21 protein-coding genes are annotated in these 17,197 nt (G+C 70.0%); 11 read left to right on the top strand and 10 right to left on the bottom strand.

The window, feature by feature from the left end; genetic code table 11:
- Entirely contained in the window at nucleotides 1-1,116 is a 1,116-nt protein-coding gene (locus EGH21_RS07590; RefSeq protein ID WP_220617870.1) for an RNA ligase, read from the bottom strand.
- Nucleotides 1,117-1,203: 87 nt separating this feature from the next.
- On the opposite strand from EGH21_RS07590, the gene EGH21_RS07585 reads away from it, so the two are divergent.
- A complete protein-coding gene (locus tag EGH21_RS07585) occupies nucleotides 1,204-1,878 on the top strand; it encodes an RNA ligase partner protein (RefSeq protein ID WP_220617869.1) in 675 nt (224 codons plus the stop codon).
- Here the strand turns inward: EGH21_RS07585 and EGH21_RS07580 are convergent.
- Nucleotides 1,875-2,123 carry a DUF7533 family protein gene (locus tag EGH21_RS07580; RefSeq protein WP_220617868.1) on the bottom strand — a complete coding sequence of 83 codons (249 nt, stop codon included), beginning with the start codon at nucleotides 2,121-2,123 and terminating at the stop codon, nucleotides 1,875-1,877. The two genes, EGH21_RS07585 and EGH21_RS07580, sit on opposite strands and share 4 nt — an antisense overlap.
- 91 nt (nucleotides 2,124-2,214) lie before the next feature.
- On the opposite strand from EGH21_RS07580, the gene EGH21_RS07575 reads away from it, so the two are divergent.
- The gene (locus EGH21_RS07575) at nucleotides 2,215-2,706 is read left to right on the top strand and encodes a metallophosphoesterase (RefSeq protein ID WP_220617867.1); all 492 of its coding nucleotides are present in this window, start codon (nucleotides 2,215-2,217) and stop codon (nucleotides 2,704-2,706) included.
- Between the two features lie 15 nt (nucleotides 2,707-2,721).
- On the opposite strand, the gene EGH21_RS07570 is transcribed toward EGH21_RS07575, so the two are convergent.
- Nucleotides 2,722-3,786: a type II glyceraldehyde-3-phosphate dehydrogenase gene (locus tag EGH21_RS07570; RefSeq protein ID WP_220617866.1), complete on the bottom strand. Its 1,065-nt coding sequence runs from the start codon at nucleotides 3,784-3,786 to the stop codon at nucleotides 2,722-2,724.
- Nucleotides 3,787-3,958: 172 nt separating this feature from the next.
- Between EGH21_RS07570 and EGH21_RS07565 the strand changes: the two genes are divergently transcribed.
- The 4 genes from EGH21_RS07565 (at nucleotide 3,959) to EGH21_RS07550 (ending at nucleotide 7,081) form a co-directional block, all read left to right on the top strand.
- Nucleotides 3,959-4,912: an aminopeptidase gene (locus tag EGH21_RS07565; protein ID WP_220617865.1), complete on the top strand. Its 954-nt coding sequence runs from the start codon at nucleotides 3,959-3,961 to the stop codon at nucleotides 4,910-4,912.
- A 91-nt stretch (nucleotides 4,913-5,003) separates the two neighbouring features.
- On the top strand, nucleotides 5,004-5,657 hold the full coding sequence (locus EGH21_RS07560; RefSeq protein WP_220617864.1) for an HVO_0476 family zinc finger protein: 654 nt from the start codon (nucleotides 5,004-5,006) through the stop codon (nucleotides 5,655-5,657).
- Between the two features lies 1 nt (nucleotide 5,658).
- Nucleotides 5,659-6,288 (top strand): protein-L-isoaspartate(D-aspartate) O-methyltransferase, encoded by a 630-nt coding sequence (locus EGH21_RS07555; protein ID WP_220617863.1) that lies wholly within the window; start codon nucleotides 5,659-5,661, stop codon nucleotides 6,286-6,288.
- A 64-nt stretch (nucleotides 6,289-6,352) separates the two neighbouring features.
- Nucleotides 6,353-7,081, top strand: a complete 729-nt coding sequence (locus tag EGH21_RS07550) for a protein-L-isoaspartate O-methyltransferase family protein (RefSeq protein ID WP_220617862.1) — start codon at nucleotides 6,353-6,355, stop codon at nucleotides 7,079-7,081.
- On the opposite strand, the gene EGH21_RS07545 is transcribed toward EGH21_RS07550, so the two are convergent.
- Complete coding sequence (locus EGH21_RS07545) at nucleotides 7,078-7,521, bottom strand: carboxypeptidase-like regulatory domain-containing protein (protein ID WP_220617861.1); 444 nt, start codon at nucleotides 7,519-7,521, stop codon at nucleotides 7,078-7,080. The genes EGH21_RS07550 and EGH21_RS07545 overlap by 4 nt on opposite strands.
- 75 nt (nucleotides 7,522-7,596) lie before the next feature.
- Here EGH21_RS07545 and EGH21_RS07540 point away from each other — a divergent pair, with 75 nt between their 5' ends.
- Genes EGH21_RS07540 through EGH21_RS07530 form a run of 3 tightly spaced genes read left to right on the top strand, consistent with a single transcriptional unit; the run spans nucleotide 7,597 to nucleotide 9,405 of the window.
- The gene (locus EGH21_RS07540) at nucleotides 7,597-8,637 is read left to right on the top strand and encodes an ATP-binding protein (RefSeq protein ID WP_220617860.1); all 1,041 of its coding nucleotides are present in this window, start codon (nucleotides 7,597-7,599) and stop codon (nucleotides 8,635-8,637) included.
- Nucleotides 8,638-8,665: 28 nt separating this feature from the next.
- Complete coding sequence (locus EGH21_RS07535) at nucleotides 8,666-9,061, top strand: CrcB family protein (RefSeq protein ID WP_220617859.1); 396 nt, start codon at nucleotides 8,666-8,668, stop codon at nucleotides 9,059-9,061.
- Entirely contained in the window at nucleotides 9,058-9,405 is a 348-nt protein-coding gene (locus EGH21_RS07530; protein ID WP_220617858.1) for a fluoride efflux transporter FluC, read from the top strand. Before EGH21_RS07535 ends, EGH21_RS07530 begins: the two co-directional genes overlap by 4 nt.
- Before the next feature lie 13 nt (nucleotides 9,406-9,418).
- On the opposite strand, the gene EGH21_RS07525 is transcribed toward EGH21_RS07530, so the two are convergent.
- The 3 genes from EGH21_RS07525 to EGH21_RS07515 are packed head-to-tail and all read right to left on the bottom strand — an operon-like array spanning nucleotide 9,419 to nucleotide 12,248.
- Complete coding sequence (locus EGH21_RS07525) at nucleotides 9,419-10,423, bottom strand: metal ABC transporter permease (protein ID WP_220617857.1); 1,005 nt, start codon at nucleotides 10,421-10,423, stop codon at nucleotides 9,419-9,421.
- Nucleotides 10,423-11,166 carry a metal ABC transporter ATP-binding protein gene (locus EGH21_RS07520; RefSeq protein WP_220617856.1) on the bottom strand — a complete coding sequence of 248 codons (744 nt, stop codon included), beginning with the start codon at nucleotides 11,164-11,166 and terminating at the stop codon, nucleotides 10,423-10,425. Before EGH21_RS07520 ends, EGH21_RS07525 begins: the two co-directional genes overlap by 1 nt.
- On the bottom strand, nucleotides 11,163-12,248 hold the full coding sequence (locus tag EGH21_RS07515) for a metal ABC transporter substrate-binding protein (protein ID WP_220617855.1): 1,086 nt from the start codon (nucleotides 12,246-12,248) through the stop codon (nucleotides 11,163-11,165). Before EGH21_RS07515 ends, EGH21_RS07520 begins: the two co-directional genes overlap by 4 nt.
- A 120-nt stretch (nucleotides 12,249-12,368) precedes the next feature.
- On the opposite strand from EGH21_RS07515, the gene EGH21_RS07510 reads away from it, so the two are divergent.
- Nucleotides 12,369-13,472: an aminotransferase class V-fold PLP-dependent enzyme gene (locus tag EGH21_RS07510; RefSeq protein ID WP_220617854.1), complete on the top strand. Its 1,104-nt coding sequence runs from the start codon at nucleotides 12,369-12,371 to the stop codon at nucleotides 13,470-13,472.
- Nucleotides 13,473-13,477: 5 nt separating this feature from the next.
- Here the strand turns inward: EGH21_RS07510 and EGH21_RS07505 are convergent, their stop codons facing one another.
- Entirely contained in the window at nucleotides 13,478-14,242 is a 765-nt protein-coding gene (locus tag EGH21_RS07505; RefSeq protein WP_220617853.1) for a hypothetical protein, read from the bottom strand.
- Nucleotides 14,239-14,985, bottom strand: coding sequence for a hypothetical protein (locus EGH21_RS07500; RefSeq protein ID WP_220617852.1), 747 nt, complete (start codon nucleotides 14,983-14,985; stop codon nucleotides 14,239-14,241). The genes EGH21_RS07505 and EGH21_RS07500 overlap by 4 nt, the downstream gene beginning before the upstream one ends.
- A 117-nt stretch (nucleotides 14,986-15,102) precedes the next feature.
- Between EGH21_RS07500 and EGH21_RS07495 the strand changes: the two genes are divergently transcribed.
- The gene (locus tag EGH21_RS07495) at nucleotides 15,103-16,413 is read left to right on the top strand and encodes an eIF2B alpha/beta/delta subunit family protein (protein ID WP_220617851.1); all 1,311 of its coding nucleotides are present in this window, start codon (nucleotides 15,103-15,105) and stop codon (nucleotides 16,411-16,413) included.
- A gap of 10 nt (nucleotides 16,414-16,423) precedes the next feature.
- Here the strand turns inward: EGH21_RS07495 and EGH21_RS07490 are convergent, their stop codons facing one another.
- Nucleotides 16,424-17,170 carry an MBL fold metallo-hydrolase gene (locus EGH21_RS07490; protein WP_220617850.1) on the bottom strand — a complete coding sequence of 249 codons (747 nt, stop codon included), beginning with the start codon at nucleotides 17,168-17,170 and terminating at the stop codon, nucleotides 16,424-16,426.
- Nucleotides 17,171-17,197 lie beyond the last annotated feature (27 nt).

Genomic DNA, 17,197 nt, shown 5'->3' with positions numbered 1-17,197 from the left:
TCACTCGTCTATCGTCCCGCCCGAGAGGTAGTACGCCGTCTTGTCGCGGGTCGACCGGGCCACTTTCGTGAACGTGACCACCCGTTCACCGTCCTCGATTTCGTCCCGTTGGACCGTCAGTTCCAGCCCCTTGTCCCGGAAGTACGACAACAGCGCCTCGATTACCGCGGGGTCGGCCCTGACCGTGTGCGTCTCGCCGACCGGGTCGTCTGCCTCGACGGCCCGCACCGTCTCGACGGCCGGCAGGAGGACCGACTCACCCAGTTTTCGCGCTCGCTCTCGGACCCGTTCGGAGGAGTCCTCGAACTCGACGGCCTGGAACGCCTCGCGCAGGACGCGGGTGAAGATGAAGTCCCGGCCGTAATCGAACGGGAGCGCGAAGGCGTGTTCGAGGTCGGCGCGGTGGATGGCGCTGGTGGTGTACTTCAGCGCGCGCCGGCCGTCGGTGGACTTGAGGACGACTCCCTCCCGGCCGTGGGCGTCGAGGTCACGGACGGCCTCTCTCGCCGTCGAGACGGCCGCCGCGGGCGTGAACGTCCCGTAGTGGCGGACCGGGTCGAGGTCGTAGTCGACACAGCACTCCCGGCGGCGGTCGACCGGCATCGGGTCGCCCGTCTCGCGGTGGCGAACGCCGAAGACGTAGAACGCCGCCTCCTCGACCTCCGGGTAGTCGTGTTCGGTGTAGGGGTTCTCCGGGCCGACGAGTTCGCCACACAGCACGTGCTCGGGGTAGTCCTCGAAGAAGCCGTCGGGGTCGAGTGTCCGCTCGACTTTCGCGGTCGTGTACGGACAGACGAACCCGCTCCGGGTGAACGCCAGCACATCGCCGTCGACGCGGGCGACCCGGACGTTGTAGCCGTTGAGTTTCTCCTCGACCGCGACGGGGCCGTCGAACACCTCGTGGACGGCCGGTTCGAGGACGAGCGCTCGCGGCATCGAGGGGTAGCCCCGGACGACGACGTCGTCGACGATGGCGGTGCCGCGTTCGACGCCGTGGCGCGCGTCCGAGAGGTACCGATACGCCTCCCCGCGGAACCACGCCCGGTCGAAGTGCTCCAGCAGGTCTTCGGGGTCGGTGTCGCCGAGGTCGAACACCGACGACCAGTCCCGAGCCATGTGTGGGAGTTGTTCACGTAGTGACTAAACGTATCGGGGCGTCGGACCCGTCAGCAGACATTAGTGGACAGGCGTCCTACCGCCGGTATGGCCGACCGCCCGCTCAAGCAACGGTTCGTGCTGGACACCTCGCTGTTTCTCACGACGGAGATACGGGGACCGGACCAGGACGTCGAGGCGGCGTGTCGGGAGCTCCTGGAGCTCGTCGCGGCGGCGAAGCAGATTCACAACATCTCCTGTTACATGCCGCCCTCCATCAAAGCGGAGTTGACGGGGATGTTGGAGAACCGCGACGTCAGCGACGACGTGCTGACGAAACTGGACACGTGGGTCATCACGAAGGCGCCGGCCCACCACGAGGTGATGGTCCCCGCCGACCTCGTCTACAAGTTCATCGACGAGATGTCCGACCGGGTCGACCGCGGCCTGCGCGTCTCCGAGAAGGCCGTCCGGAAGGCCGAGGAGTCCCGCGCTGAGACGGTCGAGGAACACGACCACATGACAGAGGTGGACAAGGTCATCTCCGACCTGCGCGACGAGTACCGCGACACCCTCCGGCAGGGGGTGCTGGACTCCCGCGAGGACTTCGACCTCCTGATGCTGGCGAAGGAACTGGACGCCGGCGTCGTCACGGAGGACCAGGGCATCATCAACTGGGCGGAGGACTTCGGGCTACGGTACCTCAAGGGCCGGAGTTTCCCCTCCCTGCTGACGGAGTATCTCGCGGCGGACGACCCCGACCGCTGGCGGTCGGAGCGCTAGTCCTCGTCGGCCGGGTCGTCGGTCTTGACGACGGCGCCGACCGTCTTCTCCGCGACCATCCCCGGGACGTCAGTCGGCGTCGTGAGGTACTGCTCTATCACGACCATCCCGACGGCGATGCCGAGGTAGACGACACCGGCGACCATCTCGCCCCGGACGAGGTGCTCGACGCCGAACAGGCCGACCGGAATCGCCAGTACGACGATGGCCATCAGTCCCAGCGTGTCGAGGATACCCTGTGCCATTGACTGGGGTTCGCTCCTGCGGGACAAAAGCCTCGCGGGAGCGGACGCGGCGAGGGGTACGTTCTTGTGACCACCCGGCGAACGCCAGTCCATGCAGGTCGGCATCGTCTCCGATACGCACGACAACACGGGACTGGTCGAGGCGGCCGTCGAGACGTTCGACGACGCGGGCGTCGAGACGGTGGTTCACTGCGGGGACTTCGTCGCCCCGTTCTCGGCGACGCCGTTCGACGGCGACTGGGCGTTCTACGCCGTCCGCGGCAACAACGACGGCGAGTGGGCGCTCGAATCGACCGTCGAGGAGTTCGGCACCTACCTCGGCGAGATGGGCGAACTGACCCTCGACGGCGCCGAGTTCGCGGTGTACCACGGGACGAGCGGCGCTATCGTCGACGCACTCGTCGAGTGCGGGACGTACGACTACGTCTGTCACGGTCACACGCACGAGGCCGGCACCGAGGAGTACGAGGGGACGGTACGAATCAACCCCGGCGGCATCGCCATCCCGCCGGCCTCGGACCCGTTCTCGGTGGCGACGTTGGATACAGAGAGCGGCGACCTGACGTTCCACGAACTGGGCTGACCGGCGACCGGTCGGTCAGTCGTCGGCAGTGCTTCGGGGGGCGTTCCCCTCGTGTTCGACGAGTCCGCGGCCGACGCCGAGTGCGTCGTTGGTCCGGTCGATGCTCTGGCGGGCGCTGGCGGTCCGTTCCGAGAGGGCACGCACCGCGTCGATGTTCTCGGGGACCACGTCGGCCTCCTGGTGGATGGCCTGGAACAGGTAGAGGTCGTTGTCCTCGACGGTGACCGACTCCGCCCAGATGCAGTTCTCCCAGACGTCGCCGCGCGGGCGGCCGGCGTCGCGAGTGTACTCTTTGAGTTTCCCGGCGCCGTCGATACCGAGCGTCTCGGGGATGAGGAACAGGCGTGACTCCCGACCCAGCAGTTCACGGACCGCCTCGGCCGACGGCGTCGACTCCAGCGTGACGTTGACGCTGTGGGTGTGCATCTGCGTGGTCGGCACCTTCATCCCCATCGTGTCGATGTCGAGGTCCGGGAACACCGTCTTGACGTCGGGGCCGTGGTGGGAGGGAATCTCGACGGGGTCCGGGAGTGTGTCGTTGATGGGGCCGCGCGAGGTCTGTCCGGGGTCGCCACCCCGGCGGACCAGTGTGACGCGCGCCTTCTCGATGCCGTAAGTCTCCTCTAGAGGGGCGAACAGGCGTGAGAGACCGGTCGTGTTGCAGGAGACCACGCGGGCGCTGTCGGCACCCACGGCGGCGTCGTAGTTGGCGCGAGCGACGAAGCTCACGTCGGCGACGTCGGGGTCCTCGCCGCCCTGGAAGATGGCCGGCGTGTCGTGGTCCTCGTAGATTTCGGCGTTGGATGCGCCGACGCCGCCCGGCGTCGTGTCGACGACGACGTCACTGACCTCGACGAGGTCGTGTACCGTGCCGGCGGTGTCGAGACCGGCGGCGTCGAACGGAACCCTGCCGTCCTCGCCGGCCGCGTAGAGGTCGTAGCCGCGGTCGTCTGCGATAGTTGCCTCGAAGTTCGGGGAGCGCTTGGAGACGCCCGCCACCGTCATATCCGGCTGGACACGGACCGCGTCAGCGACCCGTTTGCCGATGGTGCCAAAGCCGTTGATGCCCACGTGGAGCATGGACGACTGTTCACGGGGTGAGAGGATATTCTTTGCGGTTAATGATGATAGAAATTAACTCGGATAGTTGTACTATCGGACCCTGTTACCACGACACACGGCGGTGGTTTCGACGTTCGTCCACCCCCGAGTTTCCACCAAGAGTTAATCCCGACCGGGCCGAGGCGTCCGTATGGACAACTCCTCCCTTCGCGCCCCGGCGGAGACGGCCGTCAGGCAGTGCATGAACCTCCAGTCCGACGAGTCGTGTGCCGTCGTGACCGACGACGAGCGCGAGGCCATCGGCGAGGCGCTGTACCGTGTCGCCGCCGAGATTACCGACGACACCGTCTTCCTGCGCTACCCGCCGGGGAGCCAACACGGCGAGGAACCGCCCGCCCCCGTCGCCGGCGCGATGCGGACCGCCGACGTGGTGCTGGCGCCGACGACCAAGAGCCTGAGCCACACCGAGGCCCGCAGCGAGGCCAACGCCGCCGGCGCGCGGGTCGCCACCCTCCCCGGTATCAGCGAGGGCGTGTTCCTGATGGGGCTAGACGCGGACTACGAGGCCATCCGACAGCACTGCGAGGACGTCCTCGCACAGGTCGCGGACGCCGCCGAGATTCGGGTCACCTCGCCGCAGGGCACGGACATCACGTTCGGCGTCGGATCCCGGGAGTGGAACGTGGACACCGGCATCGTCCACGAACCCGGCGAGATGTCGAACCTCCCGGCCGGCGAGGTGTTCCTCGCCCCGGAGACGGCCGACGGCACCTTCGTCGTCGACGGGACGATGCGCCCTCACGGGAAACTCGACGGGAGGGAACTCCGCTTCGAAGTCGCGGACGGCTACGTCACCGACATCGACGACCCGGCTATCCGCGAACAGGTCGAGACGGCCGCCGACGAGGTGGGCCGGGACGCCTACAACCTCGCGGAACTGGGCATCGGTACCAACGTCGCCGTCACCGACCTCGTCGGCTCCGTCCTGCTGGACGAGAAGGCCGGCGGCACCGTCCACATCGCCATCGGCGACGACCACGCCATCGGCGGCGACACGCACGCCCCCATCCATCTGGACGGCATCCTGACCGAGCCGACCGTGTACGCGGACGGGGTGGAAGTGGACCTGCCGCGGGGCGAGTGAACGGTCGGGCCGGCGACCGGTCCGTGCCACGGAGAACCACGACGAGAGCCGTGGCGACGACCATTTAGGCCCGGGCGGTCAACACGGAGGTATGACCGAAGCGACACCCGGAGAGCGCGTCGCGCTCCCCTGTCCGGCCTGTTCGCCGGACTTAGAGACCGTCCACGAGGTCCTCAAACCCGGCGGCCACGTCACCGTCCGCTGTACCGACTGCGACCACGTCCACAAGGAACAGTTGCCCGAGGAGACCACGCTCCAGAGAGACGTCGTCGTCTCCCAGGACGGCGAATCGTTCACCGCGCAGGTCGACGTCCCCGAGGACGCGGACCTCGCCGTCGGCGAGGAGTTCCTGCTGGAGACCGAGGAGGCCGTTCTCACCGTCCGCATCACGAGTCTGGAGACCGACGAGGGCCGCGAAGAGGAAGCCTCGGTCGAGGCCGTCGAGACCATCTGGTCCCGCGCGGTGGGGAACGTCGCGGTCAACGTCACGATGCACCCGAAGGACGGGCGCCACGACGAGACCGAGAGCTTCAAACTGCAGGTGCCCGGCGACTTCGAGTTCGTCGTCGGCGAGACCGAGGCGTTCGGCGACGAGGAGTTCACGGTGGAGGGCATCCACGTCCGCGACGACGCCCACGGCTACGACCACAAGAAGATGGACTTCGACGGCGACAGCGCAGTGGCGAAAGACATCAACCGGTTGTACGTCCGCGACGAGTCCTCGACGGCCTGGTCCGCCTGGTAGGATGCCCGACTGGGCCCGCGCTCGCACCGAACTGGTCGACCGACTCCGGGAGGGACGCGTCGACGACGAGCGAGTTCTCGAGGCGATGGAGGCCGTCCCACGACACCGGTTCGTGCCAGAGGAGTACCGGACCGACGCCTACCGCGACCGGCCACTCCCGATAGGCCGAGACCAGACGATCTCTGCGCCCCACATGGTGGCCATCATGGCGGAACTACTCGACCTCCAGCGAGGCGACCGCGTCCTCGAAGTCGGGACCGGATGTGGCTACCACGCCGCCGTCACCGCCGAACTCGTCGGTTCGGCCGACATCTACACCGTCGAGTACCACGACGAACTGGCCCGGCGAGCACGCGAGACGCTCGCAGAGACGGGGTACGGCGACGTCTCGGTCCGCGCGGGCGACGGGAGACAGGGGTGGCCAGAGTACGCCTCCTACGACCGCGCGTACCTGACGTGTGCGGCCTCGAAGTTCCCGAGCGCCGTCGTCGAACAGGTCCGGCCCGGAGGGCTGTTGCTCGCACCCGTCGGTGGCCAGCGCCGACAGACGCTGGTCCGTGCCCGTCGACGCCCCGACGGGTCGCTGGCCCGTGAGGACCACGGCGCCGTCCGGTTCGTCCGGTTGCAGTAAGCCGACGATACCGCGGCGACCCGCGGGGCGCGTGATTCATATAGCTCCGGCCGGAATCTCGGATATGGACCCTGCGGTACTGCGCGGCGACATGGTCGACAGCCTGCAACACGACAGCAAGGGTGTCGTCCAGAGCGCGTGGCTGTCGGCGGCGATGCGTGCGGTCCCGCGCGAGGCCTTCGTCGGGGAGCAACAGGCCTACTCCGACCGCCCGTTCGAACGACTCGGAACCCGCGTCCTCTCGCCCAGCACCGCCGCCCGGTTGCTCGAAGCGCTGGCACCCGAGGACGGCGACGAGGTCCTCGTCGTCGGGGCCGGCGTCGGCTACACTGCCGCCGTCCTCGCCGAACGGGTCGGCGCCGCGAACGTGCAGGCCATCGACATCACCCGTCGACTCGTCATCGACGCCCGGCAGAACCTCGCGAAGGCCGGCTACGAGGGCGTCCTCGTCGACCGACGGGACGGCGCCGACGGCCTGCCGGAGTACGCCCCCTACGACCGGATTCTGCTGGAAGCGGCGGCCATCGAACCGCCCCGTGCCCTGCTCGCGCAACTGGCCGACGACGGGCGACTGGTGATGCCGCTGGGCGCCAACCAGCAGACGCTGGCCATCGTCGACGCCGACGGCGAGGCCCAGCGGCTCGGCAGCGTCGCGTTCCGGCCGATGCTCGTCGAGGGCGAACAGGCCGACACCGTCGAGCGCAACCGGACCCGCCGCGAGGACCAAGAGCACGCCCGACGGAACGCCCAGTCCCGCACCGGGTGGGAGCAGGACTGGATAGACTGGGACTAGCCGCGCACGACGAGCAGGTCCGTGTTCGACCGGCTGTCCCGATAGCTGCTGCTCGCCGGCGGTTTCACGTCGAAGACCACCGTCCCTTCCTGCTGGTTCGCCCCCAGCGACGGCGACAGCGAGAGGGTGGCGTTGCCGGCCGCCCCCGTCTCCGCCGTCGCCACGCTGTCGAGCGTCGCCGTCCCGCTCTTCGCGACGACAGTCGCGCCGGAGACGGGCGCGCCTTCGGGGTCGACGACGGTGACGGCCACCTCGCGCTCCCCGGGCGTCGTCACCTCCGGGTGGGGTTGCACGTCGACTTCGGTGACCTGCAGCGTCTCGATGCCGGAGATGGTACTCATCATCACGCTCAGGCAGGCGACGCCGACGACCAGCGCGATGACCAGCCGAATCGGCAGTCCCTCGATAGCCCGTTCGTCGCGCCACAGTGAGTCGCTCATGGGGTGGCGTGGTCCCGGCTCCGCACTTGAACCCTCGGCCGGAGGTTCAAGTCCGAAGGCACGGCCAGCGCCGGTATGGTCGTCGTCGGACGAGCGGCCGAGCGCGGGCCCACGGCGCGTCTCGGTCACTACCGAGCGAGAGACGGGAGCCACGGCGCGCCGGTGGACGTAGACGTCGACCGGCCACACGCGGGGCTGGTCGTCGGCAAGCGCGGGTCTGGCAAGACGTACACGCTGGGCGTCCTGCTGGAGGAACTGGCCGCCACCGAGGGCGTCGCACCCGTCGTCGCAGACCCGATGGGCGCGTTCGCCCCGCTCTCGGACGCCGCTATCGACGCGACGGTGGTCGAGCCACGGGTCCGGGCCGACGCGCTGGACCCGTCGCTGTGGTGTGCGCTCCTCGGACTCGACCCGGCGAGTGGTCCGGGGTCGCTGGTCTGGCGGGCGGCGACCCGGCGGGAGACGCTGACGGGGATGGCCGAGTGGGTCGACGGGAGCGACGCCGACGCGGCCACGAGGCGGGCCGCGAGCAACCACCTCTCGCTCGCCGCCACGTGGGATGTCTTCGACCCGACGGGACTGTCCTTGGAGTCGCTCTGCGGCGGGCGCGTGACGGTCCTCGACCTCTCTGGCGTCGACCGCGCGCCCGCGAACGCCGTCCTCGCGGCCGTCGCCGGGACGCTGTACGACGCCCGTGTGGCCGAGAGGACGCCACGACTGCCGTGGCTCCTCGTCGACGAGGCCCACGCCTTCACCGACGGCGTCGCGGGCCGGGCGCTCCGTCGCCTGCTGACGCGGGGACGCCACCCGGGCGTCAGTTGCTGGCTGGCGACGCAACGCCCGAGCGCCCTGCCGTCGGTCGCCGTCTCGCAGGCCGACCTGCTGCTGGCCCATCGGCTGACCAGCGAGGCGGACGTGGCGGCGCTCGTAGAGGCGCGGCCCACGTACCTCGACGGCGGTATCGAGGGCCGCCTCCCGACGGCGACGGGCGCGGCGCTGGTCGTCGACGACGTGACCGAGTCCGTCCACCACGTGCAAGTCAGAGAGCGACGGACGCCTCACGGAGGCGAGAGTCCGCGCGTCTCCGAGCGGGTGAGCGGCGCACATCACAACTGACGAGTAGGGCCACCGCGAGGGGTCGGTAATGACCGAATCGCACGCCCTCTCGCGGGCCGAACCGCTCCTGTTGGTCGCGCTCGGGGGGTTCGTCGGGGCGGTCGCGCGCCACTCCGTCTCGATTGCGGTGCCCGGGGGAGGGACCGTCGACGGCGCCGTCGTCGGGACGCTCCTCGTCAACGTCGCCGGGAGTTTCGCGCTCGGGGTGTTGCTGTACGAGGCCCACCTCGCGGACGTCCTCTCGGCGGAGACGCGTCTGGTCGTCGGCACGGGCTTTCTCTCCTCGTTCACCACGTACAGCACGTTCGCCGTCCAGACGAGCGGGCTCCCCCCGATGCTCGCGGTCGGGAACGTCGCGGCCAACTACGCGCTGGCGTTCCTCGGCGTCGTCCTCGGCCGCCTCGTCGCGAGGTGGGTGTCGTGAACCCCCTCCTGCTCGTCGGCCTCGGCGGGACGGCGGGCGCGCTGGGCCGTCACCTCGTCGGGACGCGCCTCGAACGCAACCGGGCGGACACGCTCACGGTGAACGTACTGGGGAGCGTCCTGCTGGGCGCACTCGTCGTCGCGCCGGTCGGCGAGTCGGTCGCGCTAGCCGTCGGCACCGGGTTCTGTGGGGCCTTCACGACCTTTTCGTCGTTCGCCTTCGAGACGGTACGACTGGCCGAACTGGGCCACCCCCGCGAGGCGGCGCTGTACGCGGGCGGGACGCTCGTCGTCGCCCTCGTCGGCGTCGCGCTCGGCGGGGTCGTGGCGACGGCGCTGGTCTGACGGCGAGAGCGACTCAGTCGGCGGTCGACTCGTCCTCGGCCGAGATGCGGCCGACGTCCGCGGCCGTCGTGTCGCCGAGGCGACTGCGGAGTTTGCCCGCGAGGACGGTGACGACGTATATCGCGACGGCGACGAGGACGATGACGCCGCCGGCCGTCGCTTCGCCGTAGTAGGCGACGCCGATGCCGAGCGTCACGGCGAGTTCGGCGAGGACGACGGAAGTGAGCAGCGACGAGCGGAAACTGCTGGCGACCTGTGCCGCGCTGGCGACCGGGACGACGAGCATCGCGGCGACGAGGATGACGCCCATTATCTGCATCGCGCCGACGACGACGAGCGCCGTCAGCATCACCATCAGTCGGTTGTACCAGCCGACCGGGATACCCGAGACGGCCGCCGCCGTCTCGTCGAACGTGACGTACAGCAGTTGGTTGCGCGTGACGGCGACGGTGGCGACGACGACGCCGAACAGGACGAGCAGGATGGCGGCGTTCTCGGCCGAGACGGTCGAGAGATTGCCGAAGAGGTACTGGTTGATGCCGACCGCGAGGCCGCCCGCGTTGAGGCTGATGAGGACCGTCCCGAGGGCGAACCCCGTCGAGAGGACGATGGCCATCGAGACGTCGTTGTACGCGTCGGTCGCCTCCGAGATGAGTTCGATGAGCAGCGCCGACAGCATCGCGACGACGACGGCGGTGAGGTACGGCGACACGCCGAGGTCGACGACCGCGTTGAGGAACAGGCCCACGGCGACGCCGGCGAACGCCGTGTGCGCCAGCGCGTCGCCGATGAGCGCGAGTTGCCGGTGGACGAGGAAGGTGCCGATGAGCGGCGCCATCACGCCGATGCAGAGGCCGACGAGGACGGCGCGGTGCATGAACCCGTACTGGAGGAGTTCGAGGCCGGTGACGCCACCCAGCCACGACAGGAACGCCGACCAGAGGCCGAGCAGCCAGTACAGCGGCCAGAGGACGGCGTCGGTCGGACTCGACTGGAGTAAGAAGGCGGGCGCGCCCATCAGGCGTCCCCCCCGACCGGCATCGCCGTCCCGAAGGCCCGGGCCAGCGCGTCGCTCTCGACGAACGCGTCGGTCGGGCCGTCGAAGTACACCTCGCGGTTGAGACAGACGACGCGGGCGGCGTGTTCGGTGACGGCCCGGAGGTCGTGTTCGATGAGCAGGACGGTGATGCCGTCGGCGTGCAGCGATTCGAGGAGGTCGTAGAAGGCGTCGACCGACTCGGCGTCGACGCCGACGGTCGGTTCGTCCAAGACGAGGAGGTCCGCCTCGCTGGCCAGCGCCCGGGCGATGAACGCACGCTGGCGCTGACCACCCGACAGGTTCGTGATGCGGCGGTCCGCGAAGTCGTACATGCCGACGGTGTCGAGCGCTCGGTCGACGATTCGGTGGTCCTCGGCCGAGAGGCGGCCGAACCCGACGTGCGGGTAGCGGCCCATCCGCACGACTTCACGGACCGTGATGGGCATCTCCTTCGAGGCGCTGGCCTGCTGTGCGACGTAGCCGATTCGGGCGCCGTCGTCGAACTTGTGGGCCGGGTCACCGAACAGGCGAGCGGTCCCCGCGTCCGGCCGCAGGAGACCGAGCACGAGTCGCATGAGCGTCGACTTCCCGGAGCCGTTGGGGCCGACGACGGCGACGTACTCGCCGGGGTCGATTCGCAACGAGACGTCCTCGACGACGCGGGCGCTGGTGTAGCCGAACGACACGTCGGCGAGTTCGACGACCGGGTCGGCCTCGCTCATTCGAAGTTCCTCCACTCCTCGGCCCAGCCGTCGTACCCGGCCTCGGCTGGCGGTTTGTTCCCGAGGACGACCTCGAAGGTAGGCATGTTGATTCTGTAGGCTATCTCCTCGTAGCCCCAGTTGTTCTCGACCCAGTCCTCGCGGACCCCGGCGTACGGCGTGACGGGGAAGTACGCCTCCACCTGCGTCTCCGCCAGAAGCTGTTTCGCGGGCTTGCGGGACTCGAAGACGCCGTTGGCGATGTACCGGATGTCGTTGTCCTCGATGACCGCCTTGGCCTCGGTGATGTCGGAGGGCTTCACGTCGCCGCTGGCGGCGAGGTTCGTCACGAGCGGCCGCATCCGGACGCCGTAGGTGACGCCGATGTACTGGAACGCGTTGTGGGCCGCGAGCTGGACGACGTCGCGGTCGGCCGCGTCGAAGATAGCGCGGTAGTCGGCGTCGATGCGCTGCAGGACCTCGGACTTGTACTGCTCGGCGTTGCTCCGTAGCGTCTCGGCGTGGTCGGGAGCGAGTTCGACGAACCCGTCGGCGATGTTGTCGACCGACGTGGCGGCCCGTCCGGGGTCGAGCCAGAAGTGGGGGTCCTTGCCGCGCTGTGCGCCGACGCCCTCCTCGTCGCGGTCGAGCGTCGCCGCGAGGTCGACCAGTTCGATGCCCTCGCGGACGTTGACGAGGTGAGTGTCGGCGTCGTCGTCTTCGAGCGTCTGGATGGCCCGGTCGGCCCACGGCTGGAAGTCTTCCCCGACGTGGATGAACGCGTCGGCGTCGACGATGTCCTTCGTGACGCTGGCGTTCGGCTCCCAGCCGTGCCCGTGCAGCCCCGTCGGGACGAGGTTCTCGACCGTAATCGGCGTGTCCGCCGCGACGTTCCGTGCGAAGTCGTAGAAACTGAAGAAAGACGCCACCGCGACGGGACCGTCGCCCGACTGTCCCGACCCGTTCTCCGCACTATCGGACCGACCCGTGCTACCGCCGATACAGCCGGCGAGTCCCGTCGCGAGCAAGCTGCCACCGGCGGCGAGGGCCTGTCGTCTGGATACTCCTCGCCCGTGACTGCGCTGACCGTCGTCGTTCGACATGGAGGAAAGAGAAGGGGCGAACTAAATAATAGTTGTGTTCTAAGGCAAAGTTTAGACCAGTCTAATTCTCTGAGACAACCACGGCACAGCGCTCAAGGCGCCGGCCCTCCTGACACCGCTATGGACCCTGCGGAGCTTCGTGCGGCGATACCCGCACTGGACCGGTGTACCTACTTCAACACGGGTGCGAGCGGCCCCAGTCCCCGGCCCGTCGTCGACGCGGCGACCGACTTTCTGGAACGACACGCCTTCGAAGCGCCCGCCGGCGAGGGCCCGTACGCCGTCGCGTGGGACGCCATCGCCGCCGCACGGGAGGTGGCGGCCGACCACATCGGCGCTCGGCCCGACGACGTGGCGTTCACCCGGAGTACCGCCGACGGCGTCAACCTCGTCGCGAGTGCCATCGACTGGCAACCCGGCGACGTGGTCGTCCGCACCGACCTCGAACACCCCGCCGGGACCCTGCCGTGGGACCGACTCGCCGACACGCACGACGTCGAGGTCCGGGTGCTCGAGACGGAGCGGGGCCGTCTCGACCTAGACGCGGTGAGAGACGCCGTCGCGGACGCGCGACTCGTCGTACTCAGTTCGCTGACGTGGACCCACGGCACCCGGTTGCCGGTCGGCGAGGTGGTCGACATCGCCCACGACGCCGGCGCGCAGGTACTCGTCGACGCCGTCCAGTCGGTCGGCCAGCACCCCGTCGACGTGACAGAGTGGGGCGCGGACTTCGTGACGGCCGCGGGCCACAAGTGGCTGCTGGGCATCTGGGGCGCCGGCGTGCTGTACGTCGACCCGGGCGCGCACGACCGACTCCGACAGACCCGCATCGGCTACCGGAGCGTCGAGGAGATGAACGCCGACGAGTACGCCTACCACACCGGCGCCAGACGGTTCGAGGTCGGGACCACCTCGCCGGCACCCTACGTCGCGCTCGCGGCGGCCATCGAGACGATGGAGTCGGTGGGCCTCGACACCGTCGAGACGCGGGTCGAGCGCCTGACCGATCGCCTGAAAGACGGCCTCGACGACCGCCTGCTGAGCCCCGAGCGGTACGAGTCCGGCCTCGTCACGTTCGCCGTCGAGGACCCGGAGGCGACCGTCGAGCGACTCGCCGCGGACGGTATCGTCGTCCGGTCGCTCCCCCACCCCGAGGCCGTCCGGGCGTCGGTCCACGCGTTCAACGACGAGGGCGACGTGGACCGGTTGCTCGACGCGCTGTAAGTCGGTCAGGCGCGCGAGCCGTGTTCGACGATCAGGTCGCCGAGGTGCCGCACGCGAACGAGCGGCGTCACGGCGGTCCGTAGTTCTCCGACGTCGGTCTCGACGGCCGGCGGGACGTCGGCGAGCGACGCCGGGTCGTCCGCACCGTCGGGAGGTCCCGCGTCCCCGTCACCCGCACCGAGCGTCCGTGTCTCCACGGTCGCCGTTCGTGTCGACAGTTCGAGCGTCAGCGTCTCGCCCGGCGAGACGCGGTGGCGGTCGCTCCCGAGACCGACACGGGCCGCCTCGCCGACGCGGGACACCGACGGGCGGCGAACGGCCAGCGGCGCGGCCAGTCGGACCGCGGCGACGGGACGGTAGTCGGACGCGAGTCGCCTCGGAAGCCACCGGACGGTCTCGTCCCGAGCGGCCAGCGCCGTCGAGAGGCGGTCGCCCGTGTCGGTCACGCCGGCGGCGTCCCGCACGACGAAGGCCGCGTCGTCGAGTCGCCTCCGGTCGGCGGCCGTCAGGGTACCGTACGGGTCGGTGACGAGTCGCCCTTCGTCGGTCGCGACGCGGTAGGGGGGCGCCCCGTCGACGTGCAACGCCCGGAGGGTGGTGTCTGGTGGGGTGTCCACGTCGAACTCGACCGCGACGTCGACCACCCGCGTCGTGGTCCCCGCAGACGCCGTTCCGGCGACGCCGAGGAGCGATCCACCGCCGAGGACGCCACCGGCCCTGAGGACACTGCGTCGGGTCGCGGTGACCCGTGCCGTCGAGTCGTCGCTCATCCCTCACCCCCGAATACCGCCTCGGCCGTGCGCTCGACCGCTAGCTTCGTGCAGTCGGTGTAGTTCGGGTCGTACCCCCGGAAGTGCGGGTGGCCGTTGGCACAGGCCCCGTGGGCGGCGTGGCTGTCGTGGTAGGTCACCGCCATCGGCGACACCTCGCCGGAGGGGGAGACCACGCCCGTGTCGTGTTCGTGCATGTGGCTCCCGCGCTCGACCAGCACGCTCGTCTTCGCGAGGTGGCGGTAGCCGACGAGGGCGTGTCCGAGTTCCTGCTTGGTGAACGCCTCGACGCGGGCGGCGTCCTCGGAGGCCGTCCCCACGACCATCCGGCAGTTCGTGGTGAAGGCGAGTTCGTCGAGTTCGTCGGCGCTGAACCCGCCGCCGCCGTCGAACCCCCCGGCGACGCCGTAGTGCAGCCCCCGAGCGCCGTACAGTTCCGGGTGGCGCTCCGTGTACGTCTCGAAGGCGTCGACGAAGGCCGCCTTCGTCGTGTCGTCGTAGTCGGCCCCGCCGTCGTCGGCCACGAACGGTTCCGAGGGCGCCAGCGTGAACGCCGCGTACCCGCCCAGCGCCCCGAACTCGACGAACTGGTCGAGGCCGTCGACGACGGCCGCCGCCACCGGGCCGCCGTCGACCCACTCGTCGTAGACGGCGTCGTCCGCGGGGTAGAGGAACACGGCAGTGCGGGGACGGCGGCCGAACTCGCCGTCCAGCAGGTCGAAGTGCGGTGTCGTGTCTGCCACGTCGACACAGAGGGACCACAGAATCATATAGTCTCGCCGTCACTTCGGGCGGGAGCCGGGGTCGCCGACTCGACTGCGGCCTCCGGTTTGATTGGGACCGGGAGCCTACGCGAACGCATGGACGAACGGGCAGTCGTCACCGCGTTCCTCCGCAACGACGGCGAGGTGTTGCTCCGCCGGCGGAGCGACGCCGTCGGGTCGTACCGGGGTCGGTGGGGCGGCGTCGCCGGACACGTCGTCGACGACGAACGGGAGCGCGAGCGACGCGACCCCGAGACGGCGGCGTGGGCCGAGATAGCCGAGGAGACCGGCCTCGCCGGAGCGTCGACACTCGTCACCGGCGGCGACCCGTTCCCCGTCGAGGACGCCGACCGCGACATCCGATGGCTCGTCCACCCGTTCCTGTTCGACTGCGACTCGCGGGCGGTCGAGACGAACGAGGAGACGACGGCGACGGCGTGGGTCCACCCGCCGGAGATACTCCGCCGCGAGACGGTCCCGCGCCTCTGGACCTCCTACGACCGGGTGCGGCCCCGCGTGGCGACGGTCCGGGACGACCGGACCCACGGGTCGGCGTGGCTCTCGCTGCGGGCACTCGAGACCCTGCGCGACGAGGCGGCACTGGCCGCCGAGGGACGGGCGGACGAACTCGAATCGGCCGACCGCGACGGCGACGACTGGACGGGGCTGGCGTCGCTCGCGCGACGACTCCGGGACACCCGGCCGTCGATGGCCGTCCTCGCCACCCGCGTCGACCGCGTGATGTCGACAGCCAGCGACGACCGGACGCCCGCGGCCGTCGAGACGGCGGCCCGGCGGGCCATCGAACGGGCCGTCGACGCCGACCGTAGAGCGGCCGAACGGGCCGCCGAGACGCTCCCGGGCCGTGTGGCGACGCTCTCGCGGTCGGGTACCGTCACGGCGGCGATTCGGGCGGCCGACCCCGACGCGGTGCTGGTCGCCGAGTCCCGGCCCGGCGGCGAGGGCGTCGGCGTCGCCGAGTCGCTGGCCGACGGGACGGCCGTGACGCTCACCACCGACGCCGCCTTCGCGTTCGAACTCGCCGACTGGGACGCCGACGCCGTCCTCGTCGGTGCCGACCGAGTCCTCCCGGACGGCCGCGTCGTCAACAAGGTAGGGACCCGCACGGCGGCGCTGGCGGCGGCCGCGGCGGGCGCCGACTGTCTGGTCGTCGCGTCGAGCGACAAAGTCGCGACGACGGCCGACTACGACCTCGAACCCCGCGACGCCGCCGAGGTGTACGACGGCGACGCCGACCTGACGGTGGCGAACCCCACCTTCGACGTGACGCCGGCGGCGGCGGTGACCGCCGTCGTGACAGAGCGGGGCCGACTCGACGCCGACGAAGTCGGGGCCGTCGCCGCCACGCACCGGGAGTGGGCCGCGTGGGACGAGGAGGGCGACTGAGACGGCGCGGTCAGTTCTCGTCGAGGACGACTGGGACGCCGGCCTCGGCCACGTCCGCGGCGAACTCGCGGGAGTCGGCTTCGAGGTTCGAGAACGTGTTGTAGTGGACCGGCATGACCAGACGGGGTTCGATGGTCGCGGCGAGGGCGGCGGCCTCGTGGCGGTCCATCGTCGCCCGCGGGCCGATGGGGGGACAGAACAGCGAGGTGTCCAGCGTGCGGTGGCCCGGCAGCACGTCGCTGTCGCCGGGGTAGTAGACGCGGGTGCCGTTCACCTTGACCATGAACCCACACCCGAACCCCTCGGGGTGGTACGGCGTGCCGTCGGAGAGGGTGTGCGGGCCGTCGGGTTCGTTGTGGGCCGGCGTCGTCCAGATTGGGACGTCGCCGACGGTCACCTGCGCCTTGGCGTCGACCTGCCGGACCTCGTAGGGCAGGTCGACGATGGCCGGGAGGTCGCGTTCGACGTCGCGGCCGTCGATACCTTCGAAGGCGACGACCGTCGTCTCCTCGTTGGCGACCCGGTCGATGCCGTCCGGGTCGTAGTGGTGGACGTGCGTGACACAGACCACGTCGGCGTCTTCGGGGCGGTAGTCGGTGCTCGGCGGGTGACCGACGCCGTCCGCGTACGGCTCCCACTCCCCCGTCAGGACCCCGTAGCGTCCGGGGTCGGTGTAGACGACGGTGTCGTCGCCGGCGACGCGGATGGTGGCGTACCCGAGCCAGTCGACGGTCACCCCCTCGTGGTGGACGGTCATTGCCTGCCGTACGCACCGCGGGACGGA

Origin of the sequence: Haloarcula rubra (assembly GCF_019599465.1) — an archaeon.
Lineage (GTDB): Archaea > Halobacteriota > Halobacteria > Halobacteriales > Haloarculaceae > Haloarcula > Haloarcula rubra.
Note: the sequence above shows the minus strand (reverse complement) of the source record. Positions and strands in the feature narration are given on the sequence as shown.